The organism is Psychrobacter fozii (genome assembly GCF_003217155.1).
GTDB classification, from domain to species: domain Bacteria; phylum Pseudomonadota; class Gammaproteobacteria; order Pseudomonadales; family Moraxellaceae; genus Psychrobacter; species Psychrobacter fozii.
In genome coordinates this window covers 121,664-138,615 of sequence record NZ_QJSU01000007.1, presented here as the reverse complement: position 1 = coordinate 138,615, position 16,952 = coordinate 121,664, and the positions used below count along the sequence as shown (strand labels likewise).

Sequence of the window (16,952 nt, the reverse complement as noted above, 5' to 3'; positions counted from 1 at the left end):
TGGTCATATGCTTTTAGATAGCGTCAGGACCCGTCTCGCCTGTACGGATACGAATGACTTGTTCAAGAGCGGTGACGAAGATTTTGCCGTCTCCAATCTTGCCAGTGCTCGCAATGCGAGTGATTGCTTCGATAGCAGGTTCAACCATCTCATCGATAACAGCCACTTCAACTTTTACTTTAGGTAAAAAGTCCACCACGTATTCTGCGCCACGATAAAGTTCGGTATGACCTTTTTGGCGACCGAAACCTTTAACTTCAGTAACGGTGACACCTTTAACACCGATGTCAGAAAGCGCTTCACGTACATCATCGAGCTTAAACGGTTTTAAGATCGCAGTGATTAGCTTCATAAAATATTCCTTATTTGTGTGATGCTGCAGATTGATAGAGGCATTGTGGTACATCGTATCTCTGCCTTGCTTATCATAAGTTATTCAAGAACTGTGCCAATTTACTCAAGGGGGATAGGTAAGATTGGAACTTTGTGCTCAAAAAACTCACGTTCAGGGCAAAGAGTAATGACTATGCTACCACGGTAAGCACTGTCATTATGGGTATAAATGGCCTGTATAAACCTTTAGCGTTGAATCAACGAAAACTTTATTATAACCAACTTTTTAGGTGCTTGGGGAGGCTATCCATGTATTTCATGTGATGATTTGCTAAATTGATTTAATGTGTGGAAATGCATTGAGCGCTAGATGGAGAGAAGTATTAGAGAGTGTATTGATATATAGCAAAGCTGGGCGGCAGAGCCTGATATTAGTACTCATGCTCTGCATCTAACAAGATAATAATAGTCATGTAGTGGGCTACAGGCTATTTTGAGCCTACGCTTTAGGGAATAGCAGATAAGGTGTTTTAGTACTGCCTAGGAGCTTTTTGGTATCGCTACCTTGTAACAATGTGCGGATACGAGATTGACCAAAGGCTCCTGTCATCAGTAGACCGATGTCATTTTCATTCTGATAATAATGTAGAGCAGCAGTGACATCGCGGCAGTCTAGCAATGCTTTTTTAGATTTAATACCTGCTTGTTTGAGACGTGCATAAGCTTCACGTAGGGCATCACAGTTTTCTGAGTTGTCTTTGCCGATCATCACAATATGCACAGTCAATGCACGCACAAGCGATGTTTTACAGAGCCAATTAAGCAATTTATGCGACGTTGGACTGTTATCGAATGCAAATAACGCAGTAGTAGGGGGCAAAAATGGTGCATGAGTCACCAAAATGGGGCAGTGACTGACTCTAACCAGCTGGCTCAGTGTTGCTTTGCAGGTAACATTATGGCCTATGATGATAAGTTGTGCTTTATCGTCAACATAATCGATACTCTCATTGAGGTTTTCGTGCCGATGCAAGGTATATGTCTTCAGCTTTTTGCGCTGCTGCTCACAATAGGTTGTGGCTTGATGTAGCAATAGCTTGCCTTGAGACTTTAGCTCACAGTTACTCAAATGCTCTTTGGTTGTGAATTGCTCGAGCAGCATGTTTTCATCATCGATGTTCAAACAGCCAGAATAATTCACCGCTGCTTTTTGTTGTAAGCTCGGCACAGAGTGCAACAGTCCGATAGGCGCTTGTAGGCGAGTCGAGGCCCACATGCTAGCCTCTAACACCGCTTGCACGTGATCAGGGCAGTCTAAGCAGGCGATTACGCTATCTGGTTTTAAATTACTCATAAGACCACCACATCATTCTAATGAAAATACAGCTGCTTGGTTTAAGAGTTGGATGGTAATGCTGATACCCAATTCTCTCAACCACTGCAGCTGTGTATTAAACTATTTATTCAATTGTTTATTTAGATGCTATCAAGCAACACCAGCATTTACCATGCAGACGTACTCTGCTTAATCCAATAGGCCAATATCTCGGCGATCATGGACAGAGAAGCGATCAATCAGTGTTCGACTTGCATTGTTGAGTCCAACCACTTTGACATCAATACCTTCACGTTGCAAGCGCATGACCAGCTTGTCCAAAGTATCTACGGCACTGACATCCCAGAAGTGTGCCTGGCTAACATCGATTTCAATGCTGTCTAGTGCTTCTTTGGTATCAAAGCTAGCTAAAAATTGTGTGGTAGATGCGAAGAATACTTGTCCTTGCACGTAATAATAGCGGGTGTTGCTGCTATCATCATACTCACTAAAGATGGTTAAGAACTGACCAATCTTATTGGCAAATGCTAGGGCAGATAGTAGAACGCCCACGCCCACACCATAAGCTAAGTTGTGCGTGAATACCGTCGTCAAAACAGTCGCTAGCATGACAATGTTAAATGACATTGGGTGCGTTTTAAACTCACGAATTGACTGCCAATTAAACGTCCCAATAGATACCATAATCATCACAGCGACCAACGCTGCCATTGGAATTTGGCTGACCCATTCACTTAAGAATACAACCATGATGAGTAGGACAACACCTGCCATCAAGGTAGACAGACGCGTGCGTCCGCCAGATTTGACGTTAATCATCGACTGACCAATCATCGCACAGCCTGCCATGCCACCAAAGAAACCTGACACAACGTTGGCAATACCTTGACCACGGCATTCTTTATTTTTATCACTTGGCGTATCAGTCAATTCATCAACGATAGTCGCGGTCATCATAGATTCTAATAAACCGACAACGGCCAACGCGATAGAGTAAGGCGCAATAATCAGTAGGGTTTGGAGATTCAATGGAATGTCAGGCAATAAAAACATTGGCAATGAATCTGGCAAATCACCCATGCTGCCGACGTTACGAATATCGAGATTCATATACATCGCGACAGCCGTCAAGCCAACGATACAAATAAGTGGCGAGGGAATCACACGGCCAATCTTAGGAATAAGCGGAAATAGGTAAATAATCGCTAAGCCGGCTGCCGTCATGATATAAACCGTCATGCCAACACGTTCAGTCATGGGGTTAAGCTCAGGAATCTGAGCCGCAAATATCAATATAGCCAGTGCATTGACGAAGCCAATAACCACTGAGCGAGAGACAAAGCGCATCAAATTGCCGAGCTTTAGTAAGCCCATCACAACCTGAATACCGCCACATAATAGGGTAGCGGCCAGTAAATATTGCAAACCATGATCGGCGACTAAGTCGACCATCACCAGTGCCATGGCGCCTGTCGCAGCCGAAATCATACCCGGACGGCCACCAACGAAACTAATCACGACAGCGATACAAAATGAGGCATATAAGCCGACTTTTGGGTCAACACCCGCGATAATAGAAAAAGCAATAGCTTCAGGAATCAGTGCCAGTGCGACGACCAAACCTGATAAGACGTCACCGCGAACGTTGGAAAACCACTCGTCACGTAAGTTATCAATAAAAGATGTCATAAGTAAACTGCGTAGGGTTAGAGGCAAAAAAAGTAATCATTACTCATTAATAAAATGATCGCGTCGCTACAAAAGTAGCTATCCATCTTTCTTTTACCACGACACGCATTGCATCATGTGGTGGCATTGAATTATTAAAGGTCGATAATAAGTATGTCTACTGATTTATGATTGGTATCACTAATACGCTCACCAATCACTAATACGATGATAAATTCAGTGAGATTACCTAAAAAATATTGTTTAAAATAGGTTGCGTAAAATAGCACCTAAAATAATGAATAGAGTCAGTAATGACTTTGTGCGGTAGAGGGTGGTAAATAATCTGTCAAACAAACATTGTCGCTTGATAGAGCATGACCGCAACACCAATCTCTGTTAAAGATAAGTGACAATCACACGCGAATAGCGCGTTAACTGTGGCAACATGCTAAACTAAAATGCTTGGGGGAATACCCAACCATTCATAGCTTAGGGCGACTATTATAGCACTAGCCACTTAATATAAAAACAGGCGCATAATAGCATAAAGTCATAAAAAACCAGTACCGAAATCTGAACGATACCGTTATGATGCTTCTCATCTTGAAGGCATTATTTGGACTCTTTATAGATTAGGTCTGCTTGATGCCATTTTGCTCGTAAAATAGAAGGAATATATATGACCACCAACACTGTAACAGATGCCTTACTTCATAAAGGCAGTGGTCTACAAGTCGTGGTCGGCTTGGGGCAATCTGGTCTATCCGTTGCGCGCTATCTGGCCAAGCAAGGCTATCAAGTAGCAGTCACTGATGCACAAGAAGCACCTACATTAGCGGATCAATTGCCAGCTGAAGTTGATATCCGTCAGTTCGGTGCAATCGATGCCGAGCTCTTACAGCAAGCAGCACGTATCATTATCAGCCCTGGTATCTCTTTGGCTACCGAAGCCGTTGCTGCTGCACGCCAAGCTCACATTCCAGTGGTCAGTGATATTCAGCTATTCTGTGAAGCTTGTACGGTACCGATCGTGGCTATTACAGGCTCTAATGCTAAAAGTACCGTAACCACGTTGGTCGGTCAAATGGCCGCAGATGCTGGTATCAATGTGGGTGTCGGTGGCAACATTGGTGTGCCAGCGCTCACGCTACTTGATAATCCTGAAATGGCATTGGCTGTGTTGGAGTTATCCAGTTTTCAACTAGAAACTGTCACTAATTTGGGTGCGCAGGTAGCGACAGTTCTCAATATGTCGCCTGACCATTTAGACCGTCATGGCGATATGTTGGGTTATCATCAAGCCAAGCACCGTATTTTTCAGGGTGCTAAGTCCATCGTTATTAATCGTGAAGACGCACTGACGCGCCCGTTAGTCGCTGATAACTTAACCAGAGTAAGCACAGGTATTCATGCTCCTGATAAAAGCCAGTATGGCCTTATCGTTGATCCTGAAGGTCAGATTTATCTCGCTCGTGGTACAGAATTGCTACTGTCGGCAGACAAACTGTTGATTAAAGGTCGTCATAATTTGCTCAATGCACAGGCAGCCTTAGCCTTAGGCGAGCTTGCTGGTTTACCACTTGATAGTATGCTAGATACGTTACAGCACTTCACTGGACTTGAGCATCGCTGTGAATATATCGCTCATGCTGCCGATATTGATTATTTTAATGATTCCAAAGGTACTAATATTGGCTCAACCATGGCCGCAATCGAAGGGCTAGGTGCGGTCTATGCGCCAAAAGACGGCAAGTTATTATTGATTTTGGGTGGACAAGGTAAAGGCCAAGCATTTGGCGAGCTGACGCCATTCATTAATCAATACGTTAGCCAAGTGCTATTTATCGGTGAAGATGCTCAGCTGATTGAACAACATCTGCGTGCAGCGAAGATTAATACTGATGTGGCATTACATCAGTGTCAAACGCTAGAGAAAGCTTTTGCTACGATTCAACAGGTGACATCAAGTAGCCTATCGCAAGTACAAGCGGTGCTACTGTCTCCTGCTTGTGCCAGTTTTGATCAATATAGTGGCTACGCTGCTCGCGGTGAGCATTTTAGTCAACTGGTCAGCCAACTTGAATGTGTGTAATGAAATTAGCATAAAGGCTATTTGTCTTGATACCTAACTGGCTTGATAATTAGTTGTTCTGAGAATAAACAACAATATTGAATAATAAAACGTTATTTAGTTAGTGTTTATTCTCAGAAAGCATTTTCTGTATAAATGATTGTTTTGCTTATAGATTGCTGCTACTGTCAATCATAACCAGACAAGTGATCTGTTTGGTATTATCTTCTTCATATTTTTTAAACGGTGGCGTTTCATAGACGCCGTGTTTTTCGTTCGTTAGTGTATATAAAATTATGGCGCTCCCTTCGTTTTTTCGTTCCTCGTCCCAACCAAAACAAGCCGCTGGCTCTGATGGTATTCTTTCTATGCCGTCAGCACGTGCTGTTTTGATATCGAGCGTCGGCTGCATGCTGGTGCTCAGTTTACTAATGGTCGCTTCTGCGTCTATTCCTTTTGCGCTCAGTCGCGGTATGACAGAGCTGTACTTTTTTAACAACCAACTGCTGTATATGACGATTGGACTGGTTATCGCGTCTATTCCTTATTATAGCGTGTCCTTACGAACACTATATAAGACCGAAACCCAATTTATGCTACTCGGTATTACGGGCGTGCTATTAGTAGCAACCTTGTTTAGTACGCCTATTAATGGCTCTAAGCGCTGGTTGAATTTGGGAGTTTTTAACTTTCAGGTAGCAGAGCTTGCCAAGCTAGTTATGATTGTCTTTGTATCTGACTTTGTGGTACGCCGGTCTTTCGAAGTTCGTAATGGTTTAGATGGCTTTTTGCGAATTATGCTAGTGGTCGCGCTCATTACTATGCTGTTGTTATCGCAGCCAGATTTTGGTTCTTTTGTCGTGATTTTGGGCACCATCTTTGCGATATTTTATATCGCTGGTGCGCCTTATAAGCACTTCTTAGCATTGGCTGCGGCTGCTGTTGGTGGCGCAGTATTGATGGTCACGACAGCGCAGTATCGATTGGTACGTGTGATGTCGTTCATGGATCCGTTCGATGATGTGCAAGACACCGATTACCAGTTAGCACGTAGTTTGATTGCTTTTGGTCGTGGGCAGTTTACGGGTGTTGGCTATGGTGAGAGCGTACAAAAATTATCGCATTTGCCAGAGGCACACACGGATTTTTTACTAGCAATTACGGGTGAAGAGTTAGGTTTTGTTGGGGTCACTATGGTGTTGGTGCTCGAAGCACTGATTATCGGTAGTGCGATGCGTATCAGTTATAACGCGTTAAAACGTCGGCAGATGCGTATGAGTTATACGGCCTTTGGTATTGGCGTGGTATTTATCGCACAGACGATTATTAATGCAGCGATGAATATGGGCGCGATTCCGACCAAAGGTTTGACCATGCCATTCTTTAGTTATGGTGGCTCATCTATGTTGATTAGCCTAGTGATGGTTGCGCTATTGCTGAAAATTTATAAAGAAAGCCCTGAGATCGAAAAAAGCCAGTGTCGTTATTATTAGCAGTTTATTATTATGCATGGTGCTTAATAACTAGTGCTTGGTTTCCTTTAAAAAAGCGTCGCTAATGAGTGGCGCTTTTTGTTGCCTCTTGTTTGAGTATCATCTTGTTTGAGTATCATTTCTTATAAGTTAGGCAGGTTTAATTGTTGTTGGTTCTGCAGAGGCGTGTTGTCCCACTGCGCAATGGCTTGCTTGAGCATGTTTTCAGGGGTATCCCTGTCTACGACGGGTTGTTGTAATAGTTTTAGTGCATGAGCGATTAACTGACTTGTATTGCGTGTATCGATGGGTTGTGCAAGGTTTTGTTTGGAGAGTTTTTGTCCATCAGGATTGCATATCAACGGCAAGTGATACCAGTGGTCGATAGCGGGTAAGTGAGCAGCATTCATGATGCTAATTTGGGCTGTGGTCATGGGTAATATATCCAAGCCACGCATGATGTGGGTAACTTGTTGTAAGCCATCATCGAGACTCGCAGCCAAAATATAATTGATCATGCCATCTTGGCGACGAGCCACCATATCACCTAATGTCTGCTGAGGGTTATCCCATTGCATTCCTTGAATACCATCATTGAAGCCAATTTTATAGTCTGGTAGCTGTATGCGTAGTTTATGCTGCTGTCTATCAAGGTCAGCGGCGACACAGCAGCGTGGATAACGCTTTCTATTTGGCTGGTTTTCATTATGAATTTGGCTCTGTTCTTCTTTTGCCCAATATTGCTCTAAACCTTTACGTGAGCATTGGCAGCCATAAGTGAGCGAATGCAAAGCAGAGTTTAAGTAATCATTATAGATATCAATACGCTCAGATTGATAAATGATATCGCCGTCCCAGTGTAAGCCAAGCGCTTCTAGATCAATCAAGATTTGCTCAGTGAACTGTTGATCGCAGCGCTCAATATCGGTATCTTCAATGCGTAGTAACCATTGACCACCCAGTGATTTTATATGGCAGAAGCTGGCAAGTGCTGTCGTTAAAGAGCCAAGGTGTAATTCACCAGTGGGTGAAGGTGCGAAACGGCCGATAGGCTGAGAAGGAGTAGGCATAGGAGTCTTGATTTTTTAAATAGGTGGTTATCGATGATAGCGTTATTCAGATAGAATAATAAAGTTGGGTCCAAAAAGATATTTATTAAATGAGATAATTTGTTAGGAGTATAGTCAATCCTCTATAAATTGGATACGGTGTCAGCCTCGCTCAGCCTACAATTTGTAGTACTTTCACTCGGCTTCCTTGTATCCAAATTATATTGAACCGACTACATGACTTCTAAAAATAAAATTGGTTTTTTAATGCTTATCGTTAGGGGCTATTATCGTCAGCGGCTATATTTATAGATTGATTAAAGGTTATTCAGCAAAGAAACGATAGCCTAAAACGCAACGAGCGACCAATAATATGGTCGCTCGTACTTAAATATGGTCTTCTTATGCTTGATTGAAGCTATCTTATCTAAGCGCCTTGGTTCTGACGTTCTTTGATTTCAGATAGCGTTTTACAGTCGATACACTGAGTCGCTGTTGGGCGTGCTTCAAGGCGACGCAAACCAATCTCTACACCACAAGTCTCACAGAAACCATAGTCATCATTTTCGATTTCTGACATAGATTTATCGATTTTGCGAATGAGTTTACGTTCACGGTCACGCGTACGCAAAGCCAACGCAAACTCTTCTTCTTGAGTCGCGCGATCATTGATATCTGGCATGGCACTTGACTCATCTTGAATATAAGTCTTGGTACGATCTGCTTCGCCAATCAGTTGGTTTTTCCAGTCCAATAAAATCGCTTTAAAATGCTCTAACTGAGCATCAGACATATATTCTTCGTCTTTGGCTGGCACATAAGGAGTAAACTTCACTTCACTCGGATTCGTGGTCACGGTGCTCATATGGGTATCCTACTTTTTCAAATTAATTCAATAAAACGACGTATCAACAGATAAGACGTTATTAATTTTACGAACGCTATAATGCTTTCCATTTATAAAACGTTTTACCACTTGGTAACACAAGTAACACAGCTGATCTAATAGTATGGCTATCTTGCTATGCTGACATCAACATAGCGATGGTCAAATATATGGTTACGCTTATCTTTATTTAAATAGTCTTGTTTAAAAAATACTGCAAACCACTGACGGTTAAAACCTCAATTATGGTCGACTTAGTCATCCTAGCCATTATGATTGTACCTAATGGTAGGTGTTAGGCAGTCTTCATTTTATAAGTTGTATCATTGTTTCTAATAATAATGAAGTGATTTTTTATACTGGTGGCTATTTTACTTCGATATCCATTTTATATTAAGGTGGTTAATGTTAGCTAAATGCTTAATATATAAGGGTTAAAATTATCTTTGAGCCAGTAATTATGGCCATCAAGTATCCAGTCTTTCAACCCAGCTTGCAACCGTTCCATTGTTGGCTAATTGCAACCAACGGTAACCAGGTCGAGCGTCTTCATCGTAAGCAAAGTCATCTTCGTTGGGCATGAACTGATAGCAGGTTGAGGGTGTTGTATAGACAGAAACGCCTTGACGATAGCGAACTTGGTCTTGGTGAATATGTCCACTAATGATTACTTTTAGATGCTCAAAAGCTAGCATATGCTGCCAAAAATCTTCGCTATTTTCTACCATGTGAGCATCAATCCAAGCAGAGCCTACCGGTATAACATGATGGTGTAGGGCGATTAGCGTAGGCTTGTTACAAGCACTGAGTCTTTCACATAACCAGCTCATGTCGGCAGGTGTTATTTCGCCTGCTACCTCACCACTAATGGAGGAATCTAGCAGCAGTAACTGCCAATACTCAGTTTCAATAATATGTTGGCTCAATAAACGAGGGTCAGCAGGCTGAGCAACCAATGTGCGCTGCAAAAACGGCAAATGACAGCCAATTTCATCAGTGACGTCATGATTACCAGCAATACAAGCAAAAGGAATGTTGGTCGCTTGTAATACCTTAAAGATATGGTCATAAATCGTAGGTATGATTTTATTGACCAAGTCACCTGTCACGAGAATGAGGTCACAGCGAATATCTTCATTCAATGCTTGTTGAAGCACCTTCTCAAAGCTATGCTGATAAATGGCAGCTTCATCACTGTCAATATTATCGTTATCTGTAATAAAAGCGCTAGGTGTCAATAAGTGTAAATCGGTGACTTGTAAGATATTAACTTGCTCATCTAGCGTACTGATGCTACTGATAGTATTGCTTGGCATTGGGTCAGTCCCTTATTAAAGCAGAGCAATTGACGCTGTCAACATGACCATAAGTAAACGAGTCACTATTATCTGTTTTCACTACTTTTTCCATCGTATATGATATTTAATCGCAGTTACCACACTATATTTTCAACAGCTATTATAGGCAGCTTTCTATTATTAATGATACCAATAGTGTCGAGGCAAGTTTATAACATAAAGTAAAACAAAGCTCTAGCAATATTAATCAAATAAAGTTGAATAATTAAGCAAGATCTCTTTTATGCGGTGTTTTATAGTCTGCTAATGACGCGCCACCCAAAATTTTGAGGTTATCACCTTTGATAAAATCAGTGCCAAAAAAAACAAAATGGCCAATATCAATACAATAGATAGTCCAGTCTGAATATCTAGCCAAATGCTGCCCCAAACTCCTAAAGTAACACCTAACTGAGCAATAACTAAAGATATAATGACCATTTGTTTTGGTGATGTAACCCATAAGCGTGCGGTTAGTGCTGGCAATACCAACAATCCACTAATCAATAAGCTGCCGACTGCCTGTAGCGCAACAGCACAGAACCCTGCCAATATCCCCATAAAGAACAATCGCTGGCGTGTCGGGTTGATACCTTGAATACGTGCCAATGCTTCGTGAGTTGCTAGCTTAATTTGCGCTGGCCATATATAGCGTAGTAAGCCCAAACCCACCAGCACGCTACCTGCAAGTAGAGGTAAATCGGCCCAATCTAGCTCCAATAAATTACCAAATAAAAAGCCTAATACATTGGCTTGCTGATCTGTCAGCTGGGTTAAGGTCAATAATCCTAAACATAATAATGAGACAGCCACCACCGCCAATACGGCATCCGCTGGTAAGCGTTCATCATCAATTAATACCAGTCCTAACACTACCGCAATGCTGACTAACAAAACACCAATGCCCATCGGCAGTTGCCACCAAGCAGCTAAGGCCACACCAAGTAAAGTGCCATGTGCCAGAGCATCAGCAAAAAAGGCCATACGGCGCCACAATACCAAACACCCTAATGGTGCTGATAGTAGTGCTAAAATACTGCCAGCAATCCAAGCAGGAGCAATAATGGTTAACCAAGTGGTCATAATAAATATCCGTAAAATTTTTATAAAGGCATGAGGCAGTATCAGTAAATATCAAAAATATCTGGCTAGATACAGCCATCATATATTTGGTTTTGATGATTATTGTTCGAGCTCGTTTGGTGCGTGATGCTGGCAAGCATGTGGCTGATGCACATAAGGTTGCTCATAATAATGACCAAATAGCTTTTTAAATTCGGTGCTAATGGCCAGCTCGCTTGGTTGCCCCTCGCAGCAGATATGTTTATTGAGGCAAATAACACGTCGACTACCTCTCATTACCCAATGCAAATCATGCGATATCACTAACATGGCACAATGTAAGAAATCTGGTAGCTTGTCAATGAACTGATAGAGCCAAACCTCAGTATCAGGGTCAAGCCCTTGCATGGGTTCATCCAAAATCAATAAATTGGGTTTATCCAGTAAGGCTCGGGCTAATAAAACGCGCTGTGTTTCGCCACCTGACAAATGCAGCATCTGCCGTGACAGCAAATGCGTCAATGCTAAATTATCAAATATGAACTGGCGCTGCTCGTCGGTTAGACGCTTTTTATTTGCTTGACCCAGTAGGTCACTGACTCGCAAGGGCAATATAGGCGGTACGGTAAATCGCTGCGGCACATAGCCAAGTTGTAGTGGCTGATGCGCTGTGATATTGCCCTTAGTCGGATCAATCAAACCTAAAATAAGTTTAACCAACGTTGATTTGCCAGCACCGTTAGGTCCCACCAGACTTACCGTCTCATTGACCGCAATGTCAATATCGATATTTGAAAGGATACGTTGCTGTCCAACATGGTAGCTGATATTGCTTAAGCTCAGCAGCTGGTTGGTATCTTTCATGGGACGGTTATCAGCAGTAGGGGAGAGCGGCTGATTAGATATTGAAGTAGATGGGCTCATAATATGACAACGAATGGATAAGTAAAAGATAGAAATAATCAGAATATTGCTATTAAAAACCAATAAAAAGTACTAAAAATAGTGAAAACAAGACTGATAGATTATTGGCAAGCTTGGCATCGACCACTAAGTTCAATAACACTATTCTCCACAACAAACCCAACATCTTGCTCAGCAAAGCTCATCATCTCTCGTACTGGCAGGCTGCTGCATTCTTGTACCCGCTGGCACTGACCACAGATTAAAAAAGCCGCCGTATGCTGCGCTCTTGGGTGACAGCAAGGAACATAAGCATTGATAGACGTTAATTGATGAATTAAACCTTCGCTCAATAAAAACTCCAAGCTGCGATAGACCGTTGGTGGGGCGACGTTTTTGTTGGTTTGTTTTTTTGATGAGGACTTTTTTGAGTCAGCCTCTTTACTATCATCACTGCTCTGAGAATCTGACAGGCGCATATTCTGTAATAGAGTGATTAGGTCATAGGCACCGATGGGCTTATTGGCTTCTAATACCAACTGATATATTTGCTGACGTAAAGATGTAAAGCGCGATCCATTTAAACGGCATCGCTCTTTTGCTTCGGTTAAGCGCTCGACAACATCATGCGGCGTAAAGTCTTGCGCATCATGTAGATGTTCACAATCTGATGAGTGGATAGACATGGTGCAGACTCCTAAAAATAAATGGCTGTTTTATTATATTTTTTATTGTTATAGTATAACATAATAAAACGAAGATAAGATAAGCTGTCTTATGTTATCTACTGTATCGTCACTTTTCACTAAACATGATATTTCGACACTATCAACCATATATCAAAGACACCTACTATGAACTCAGCTTTCAATCAGTTACTACATCCAATCATCAAGATAAAACGTCTGCTAGTTTCTGGAGCACTACTAGGATTTTTAACGCTAAATGCTCAAGCAGCAACCGTTAGTGTGAGCAACTATCCGATGTTTTTACTCAGTGAAGCGGTGACTGAAGGAACACCATCCGCCAATAGAATTCTACAACCAGGTGATGTAGGGCATCATGGAAGCGTCAGTCCAAGCGATATTAAAGCGATTAAAGACAGTAAGTTCGTCGTTTGGTTTGGACCTTCATTAGAAAACAGCTTGGCTGGCAGTTTAGAGACAGCCCCTAATGCCATTGCTATGTTTGACTTTAAAGCCTTCAACCGCTATCCACTTCGTGATGTGAAAGGCGCGCCGATTGCAGGCACGCTTGATCCGCATATCTGGCTAGATCCTGAAAATGCCAAAGCCATTACTCGTGCATTGGCCGTGATACACAGCCGTGCTAACCCAGAGTACGCAAGCACTTACCAAGCCAATGTTAAAAAATTCGCTGCTCGTATGGATACAGCAGTTGCCACTATACAACAAGCCTCACAGAAAAACCGTCCTTACTGGGCTTATCATGATGCCTATCAATATATTGAAAAAGCTGCGCATATAAAGTTAGCAGGTAGTTTAAGCCCAGACCACCATATCTCTCCGAAAGCAAGTCAATTGCGTTGGTTGAATGAGAACCGTCCTGTTAAGCAGATGTGTATGGTTAACCAAGGTGCAGTTTCTAAAGGACTGCTTGCTAAGTTGCAACCAATTAGTACCACTGCTCAAATCGAAGACATGAGCGACAGTCAAGACTTTGTAAAAGGGTGGACGAATATGGCACAGCAAATTAACAATTGTGTGGATGATAAGTAGGAATAAATCGAAGTATTCTTCAAATAAATGTTACCATGCCTCAAACTAAGTGCTTTCAAATGAAGTGTGGCCTAGTTTGAGGTGTGTTTTCATGCTAAATAGTTGACAAATTTCATATTATGCTTGCTTAAAACTCACATGCTCCTTATAATAAGTGGCGTTTAATTTTGGTTGAAAGGCATTACCTGTAGAGTGAGCGATTCACGGATAAAAGTGTCACAAGGATACTAGATTATCCCAATATTGTAAGGCTATAGGAATACCGATGACCAAGCCTGCCAAACGCACGCAGAAAGATAAGATTGGTATCTATATCAAACGCCAAGCCTGGGTATTGTTTATCCTGATTATTGATGTTTGGATTCTAGATGCTATTTGGTTAGATAGTGAGCTTACTGTAACGAAAAGCGCCGCAATTGGTGCGTTGCTAAGTTTTACTACTCAAGCCGTATTTGCTTTTTTTATCTTTTGGCATACTGGATATCGCGCACGCCAACATATTGTTAGCCAGCTATATCGAGGGCAGATGGCCAAATGGCTATTAGCCGTGTTAGGTTTCGCACTAATTTTTATTACCGTACAACCCCTATCTGCGCCTGCGCTGTTTATCGGTTTTATGGTAATGCAAATTAGTCACAGTTGGATGTTGTGGCATATACGCTAGGGTTAATCATGTAACTATTTATATGGTTTTGTGATTAATAACGCTATGCAAGCCACCCTGCCGTCCAGCTTCTCTATGACTAGTTTTAAAAAGTCAAAACATAAAAATCTGTCTTATGACAGCGCTAGTGACTATAAAAACTGTGGTATAAGTGTTCTAAATGAATGTAGCATTTAAGAATGCGGTGATAGGGTAGGGCAAGTTTCGCTATCGTTATCATTTGTAATTAAATTATTACAATTAAATTACAGCCGTAAAGCTATATTGGTAAACGTTAAGCGTTGCTAACTTATTCATACAACGGATAAAAAAGTAACAATTGACTTTACACGAATACAACGCTGCATTAATATAGGCAGCTAAATATTTTGCTTACAAACCTTGTATAAGGCGCCAGTCGTGGAACACGACAGTAGGCGAGCACATATATAATAATTTTTCGTACACATGCAAGGGCTATTACTGATTCATCATAAGCCCTTTTTTGATAGCTAAATTTCATTTGTAGCTATTGAGTTGCGCACTAGTAATAGAACTATGGGTTGGATGTTATTGATTACATGAGCGCGTTAGCATGAATTATTTGCTTGCTTATAAGCACATCAAATAAAACACTAAACCTCATCAGATGACAACCATATTTTTGGTAGTTGATTAAATCGTTGATTAATAAGAAGCTTACATTATGGCATCCGAGCAAACATCATCAGAATATATCTCTCACCACTTAACGAATTGGACGTACGGCTATCTGCCGGGCGAAGGTTGGAAAGTTGCCTATACTGCTGAAGAAGCAGGGCTAATGGGCTTTAAAGCTATCCATCTTGACTCTATGCTATGGTCAATTGGTCTGGGCATTCTATTTTGTACCATCTTTTGGATGGTTGCCAAAAAAGTCACTTCAGGCGTGCCAGGTAAAATGCAGGCAGCAGTTGAATTGATCGTTGAGTTTGTTGATAACAACGTTCGTGATTCATACAGTGGTACATCAAAACTGATTGCACCATTGGCGTTGACCATCTTTGTTTGGATCTTTTTGATGAACTTGATGGATCTAATACCTGTTGACTTCGTTCCAGGTATTGCGGGACAAATTGGTGCCGCAATGGGCCATGATCCACATCATGTTTTCTTTAAGATTGTTCCAACGACTGATCCTAACATCACGCTTGGCATGTCGTTCTCTGTCTTTGCACTGATTATCTTTTATAGCATTAAAGAAAAAGGTTTGGGCGGCTTTATCGGTGAATTAACACTACATCCATTTGGCGCCAAAAACCCAATCGTACAAGCGATTTTGATTCCCATCAACTTCATCCTAGAAGCAGTTACTCTAATAGCCAAACCTGTATCACTTGGTTTGCGTCTATTCGGCAACATGTATGCTGGGGAATTGATTTTCATACTGATTGCTCTAATGCCGTTTTGGATTCAATGGGCGTTATCGGTACCGTGGGCTATCTTCCACATCTTAGTTATTACACTTCAAGCGTTCGTATTTATGATGCTGACGATAGTTTATATGTCGCTCGCATCATCAACTGAACATTAATTAGACATTCAATAGGTAAATGAGGATACATCAATGGATCCAGTATTAGGTGGTTACACAGTTATCGCAGTAGCGCTACTTATCGGTCTTGGCGCACTTGGCACAGGTATTGGTTTTGCTATTCTAGGTGGTAAATTCCTAGAAGGCGTAGCACGTCAGCCAGAACTAGGCTCACAGCTACAAACTCGTATGTTCATCGTAGCAGGTCTTCTTGATGCTATTCCGATGATCGGTGTTGGTATTGCTATGCTATTGTTATTCGCTAACCCTCTAGCAGGTTAATCAGAAAGCTCAGTTGTAAATGTTTGGTAGTCAAAGTTTGTATCTTAACCATAGCCAAAGTTTGGCTATCAAATATGATCAATGAAACTGATTTTTCATTAACAAAGAGGTGATCACGTGAATATCAATTCTACCCTCATCGGTCAAGCCATTGCTTTTGCAATCTTTGTGATGTTCTGCATGAAATTCGTGTGGCCACCACTTATTGGTGCCATCAATGAGCGTCAGCGTAAAATTGCTGAAGGCCTGAATGCCGCAGAAAAAGCAAAAGCAGATCTGGCGACCGCGGAGCAAGATGTCCAGCAGGAGCTTACTCTTGCAAAGACTAAAGCTGCTGCTCTAATCGAGCAAGCGAACAAGAGTGCCAACCAGCTTGTCGAAGATGCAAAAACGCAGGCCCAAGTGGAAGGCGAGCGCATTCGTCAACAAGCGCAAGCGTCTATCGACCAAGAAATCAATCAGGCGCGTGACTCATTACGTGCCCAAGTTGCTGAACTGGCTGTACTTGGTGCAGAAAAGATTTTGCAAGACAAAGTCGATGTGCAAAAACATGCCAGTATGCTAGACCAACTGGCGGCGAAGCTGTAACTGTGAG

At 41.9% G+C, this 16,952-nt stretch carries 17 protein-coding genes; 7 read left to right on the top strand and 10 right to left on the bottom strand.

From position 1 onward, the window contains the following. Positions 1 to 13: 13 nt before the first annotated feature. The 3 genes from DFP82_RS10260 to DFP82_RS10250 all read right to left on the bottom strand — a co-directional run bounded on the left by DFP82_RS10260 (position 14) and on the right by DFP82_RS10250 (position 3,358). A complete protein-coding gene (locus tag DFP82_RS10260; protein ID WP_010197981.1) occupies positions 14 to 352 on the bottom strand; it encodes a P-II family nitrogen regulator in 339 nt (112 codons plus the stop codon). 480 nt (positions 353 to 832) lie between these two features. Continuing rightward, complete coding sequence (locus DFP82_RS10255) at positions 833 to 1,687, bottom strand: universal stress protein (RefSeq protein ID WP_110923644.1); 855 nt, start codon at positions 1,685 to 1,687, stop codon at positions 833 to 835. A gap of 171 nt (positions 1,688 to 1,858) precedes the next feature. Beyond that, positions 1,859 to 3,358, bottom strand: coding sequence for a SulP family inorganic anion transporter (locus DFP82_RS10250; RefSeq protein ID WP_110923643.1), 1,500 nt, complete (start codon positions 3,356 to 3,358; stop codon positions 1,859 to 1,861). A 661-nt stretch (positions 3,359 to 4,019) separates the two neighbouring features. On the opposite strand from DFP82_RS10250, the gene murD reads away from it, so the two are divergent. Continuing rightward, on the top strand, positions 4,020 to 5,432 hold the full coding sequence (murD, locus tag DFP82_RS10245; protein WP_110923642.1) for a UDP-N-acetylmuramoyl-L-alanine--D-glutamate ligase: 1,413 nt from the start codon (positions 4,020 to 4,022) through the stop codon (positions 5,430 to 5,432). A gap of 148 nt (positions 5,433 to 5,580) precedes the next feature. Here murD and DFP82_RS14715 read toward each other — a convergent pair whose 3' ends face one another. Then, positions 5,581 to 5,823 (bottom strand): hypothetical protein, encoded by a 243-nt coding sequence (locus DFP82_RS14715; RefSeq protein WP_110923641.1) that lies wholly within the window; start codon positions 5,821 to 5,823, stop codon positions 5,581 to 5,583. Here DFP82_RS14715 and ftsW point away from each other — a divergent pair. Next, on the top strand, positions 5,708 to 6,904 hold the full coding sequence (gene ftsW / locus DFP82_RS10235) for a putative lipid II flippase FtsW (protein ID WP_181416295.1): 1,197 nt from the start codon (positions 5,708 to 5,710) through the stop codon (positions 6,902 to 6,904). The genes DFP82_RS14715 and ftsW overlap by 116 nt on opposite strands. A 122-nt stretch (positions 6,905 to 7,026) precedes the next feature. On the opposite strand, the gene gluQRS is transcribed toward ftsW, so the two are convergent. The 6 genes from gluQRS to DFP82_RS10205 all read right to left on the bottom strand — a co-directional run bounded on the left by gluQRS (position 7,027) and on the right by DFP82_RS10205 (position 12,806). After that, positions 7,027 to 7,953, bottom strand: coding sequence for a tRNA glutamyl-Q(34) synthetase GluQRS (gene gluQRS / locus DFP82_RS10230; RefSeq protein WP_110923639.1), 927 nt, complete (start codon positions 7,951 to 7,953; stop codon positions 7,027 to 7,029). A 406-nt stretch (positions 7,954 to 8,359) separates the two neighbouring features. After that, complete coding sequence (gene dksA / locus DFP82_RS10225; protein WP_110923638.1) at positions 8,360 to 8,797, bottom strand: RNA polymerase-binding protein DksA; 438 nt, start codon at positions 8,795 to 8,797, stop codon at positions 8,360 to 8,362. 488 nt (positions 8,798 to 9,285) lie between these two features. Then, positions 9,286 to 10,134, bottom strand: coding sequence for a metallophosphoesterase (locus tag DFP82_RS10220; protein ID WP_110923637.1), 849 nt, complete (start codon positions 10,132 to 10,134; stop codon positions 9,286 to 9,288). A 285-nt stretch (positions 10,135 to 10,419) separates the two neighbouring features. Then, entirely contained in the window at positions 10,420 to 11,238 is an 819-nt protein-coding gene (locus DFP82_RS10215) for a metal ABC transporter permease (RefSeq protein ID WP_110923636.1), read from the bottom strand. 99 nt (positions 11,239 to 11,337) lie between these two features. Next, the gene (locus DFP82_RS10210) at positions 11,338 to 12,081 is read right to left on the bottom strand and encodes an ATP-binding cassette domain-containing protein (RefSeq protein WP_110923635.1); all 744 of its coding nucleotides are present in this window, start codon (positions 12,079 to 12,081) and stop codon (positions 11,338 to 11,340) included. Positions 12,082 to 12,242: 161 nt separating this feature from the next. Further along, a complete protein-coding gene (locus tag DFP82_RS10205; protein WP_110923634.1) occupies positions 12,243 to 12,806 on the bottom strand; it encodes a transcriptional repressor in 564 nt (187 codons plus the stop codon). A gap of 168 nt (positions 12,807 to 12,974) precedes the next feature. Between DFP82_RS10205 and DFP82_RS10200 the strand changes: the two genes are divergently transcribed. The 5 genes from DFP82_RS10200 (at position 12,975) to DFP82_RS10180 (ending at position 16,945) form a co-directional block, all read left to right on the top strand. Then, positions 12,975 to 13,859, top strand: coding sequence for a metal ABC transporter solute-binding protein, Zn/Mn family (locus DFP82_RS10200; RefSeq protein ID WP_110923633.1), 885 nt, complete (start codon positions 12,975 to 12,977; stop codon positions 13,857 to 13,859). 265 nt (positions 13,860 to 14,124) lie between these two features. Beyond that, the gene (locus tag DFP82_RS10195) at positions 14,125 to 14,523 is read left to right on the top strand and encodes an ATP synthase subunit I (RefSeq protein ID WP_110923632.1); all 399 of its coding nucleotides are present in this window, start codon (positions 14,125 to 14,127) and stop codon (positions 14,521 to 14,523) included. Between the two features lie 685 nt (positions 14,524 to 15,208). Further along, positions 15,209 to 16,075 (top strand): F0F1 ATP synthase subunit A, encoded by an 867-nt coding sequence (gene atpB / locus DFP82_RS10190; RefSeq protein WP_110923631.1) that lies wholly within the window; start codon positions 15,209 to 15,211, stop codon positions 16,073 to 16,075. A gap of 33 nt (positions 16,076 to 16,108) precedes the next feature. Continuing rightward, positions 16,109 to 16,357: a F0F1 ATP synthase subunit C gene (gene atpE, locus DFP82_RS10185; protein WP_010197960.1), complete on the top strand. Its 249-nt coding sequence runs from the start codon at positions 16,109 to 16,111 to the stop codon at positions 16,355 to 16,357. A gap of 117 nt (positions 16,358 to 16,474) precedes the next feature. After that, positions 16,475 to 16,945: a F0F1 ATP synthase subunit B gene (locus DFP82_RS10180; protein WP_110923630.1), complete on the top strand. Its 471-nt coding sequence runs from the start codon at positions 16,475 to 16,477 to the stop codon at positions 16,943 to 16,945. Positions 16,946 to 16,952: the final 7 nt, after the last annotated feature.

Coding starts and splice junctions, on each gene's coding strand:
- DFP82_RS10260 (WP_010197981.1), bottom strand. CDS start 352: ATGAAGCTAATCACTGCGATCTTAAAACCGTTTAAGCTCGATGATGTA.
- DFP82_RS10255 (WP_110923644.1), bottom strand. CDS start 1,687: ATGAGTAATTTAAAACCAGATAGCGTAATCGCCTGCTTAGACTGCCCT.
- DFP82_RS10250 (WP_110923643.1), bottom strand. CDS start 3,358: ATGACATCTTTTATTGATAACTTACGTGACGAGTGGTTTTCCAACGTT.
- murD (WP_110923642.1), top strand. CDS start 4,020: ATGACCACCAACACTGTAACAGATGCCTTACTTCATAAAGGCAGTGGT.
- ftsW (WP_181416295.1), top strand. CDS start 5,708: ATGGCGCTCCCTTCGTTTTTTCGTTCCTCGTCCCAACCAAAACAAGCC.
- DFP82_RS14715 (WP_110923641.1), bottom strand. CDS start 5,823: ATGCAGCCGACGCTCGATATCAAAACAGCACGTGCTGACGGCATAGAA.
- gluQRS (WP_110923639.1), bottom strand. CDS start 7,953: ATGCCTACTCCTTCTCAGCCTATCGGCCGTTTCGCACCTTCACCCACT.
- dksA (WP_110923638.1), bottom strand. CDS start 8,797: ATGAGCACCGTGACCACGAATCCGAGTGAAGTGAAGTTTACTCCTTAT.
- DFP82_RS10220 (WP_110923637.1), bottom strand. CDS start 10,134: ATGCCAAGCAATACTATCAGTAGCATCAGTACGCTAGATGAGCAAGTT.
- DFP82_RS10215 (WP_110923636.1), bottom strand. CDS start 11,238: ATGACCACTTGGTTAACCATTATTGCTCCTGCTTGGATTGCTGGCAGT.
- DFP82_RS10210 (WP_110923635.1), bottom strand. CDS start 12,081: ATGAAAGATACCAACCAGCTGCTGAGCTTAAGCAATATCAGCTACCAT.
- DFP82_RS10205 (WP_110923634.1), bottom strand. CDS start 12,806: ATGTCTATCCACTCATCAGATTGTGAACATCTACATGATGCGCAAGAC.
- DFP82_RS10200 (WP_110923633.1), top strand. CDS start 12,975: ATGAACTCAGCTTTCAATCAGTTACTACATCCAATCATCAAGATAAAA.
- DFP82_RS10195 (WP_110923632.1), top strand. CDS start 14,125: ATGACCAAGCCTGCCAAACGCACGCAGAAAGATAAGATTGGTATCTAT.
- atpB (WP_110923631.1), top strand. CDS start 15,209: ATGGCATCCGAGCAAACATCATCAGAATATATCTCTCACCACTTAACG.
- atpE (WP_010197960.1), top strand. CDS start 16,109: ATGGATCCAGTATTAGGTGGTTACACAGTTATCGCAGTAGCGCTACTT.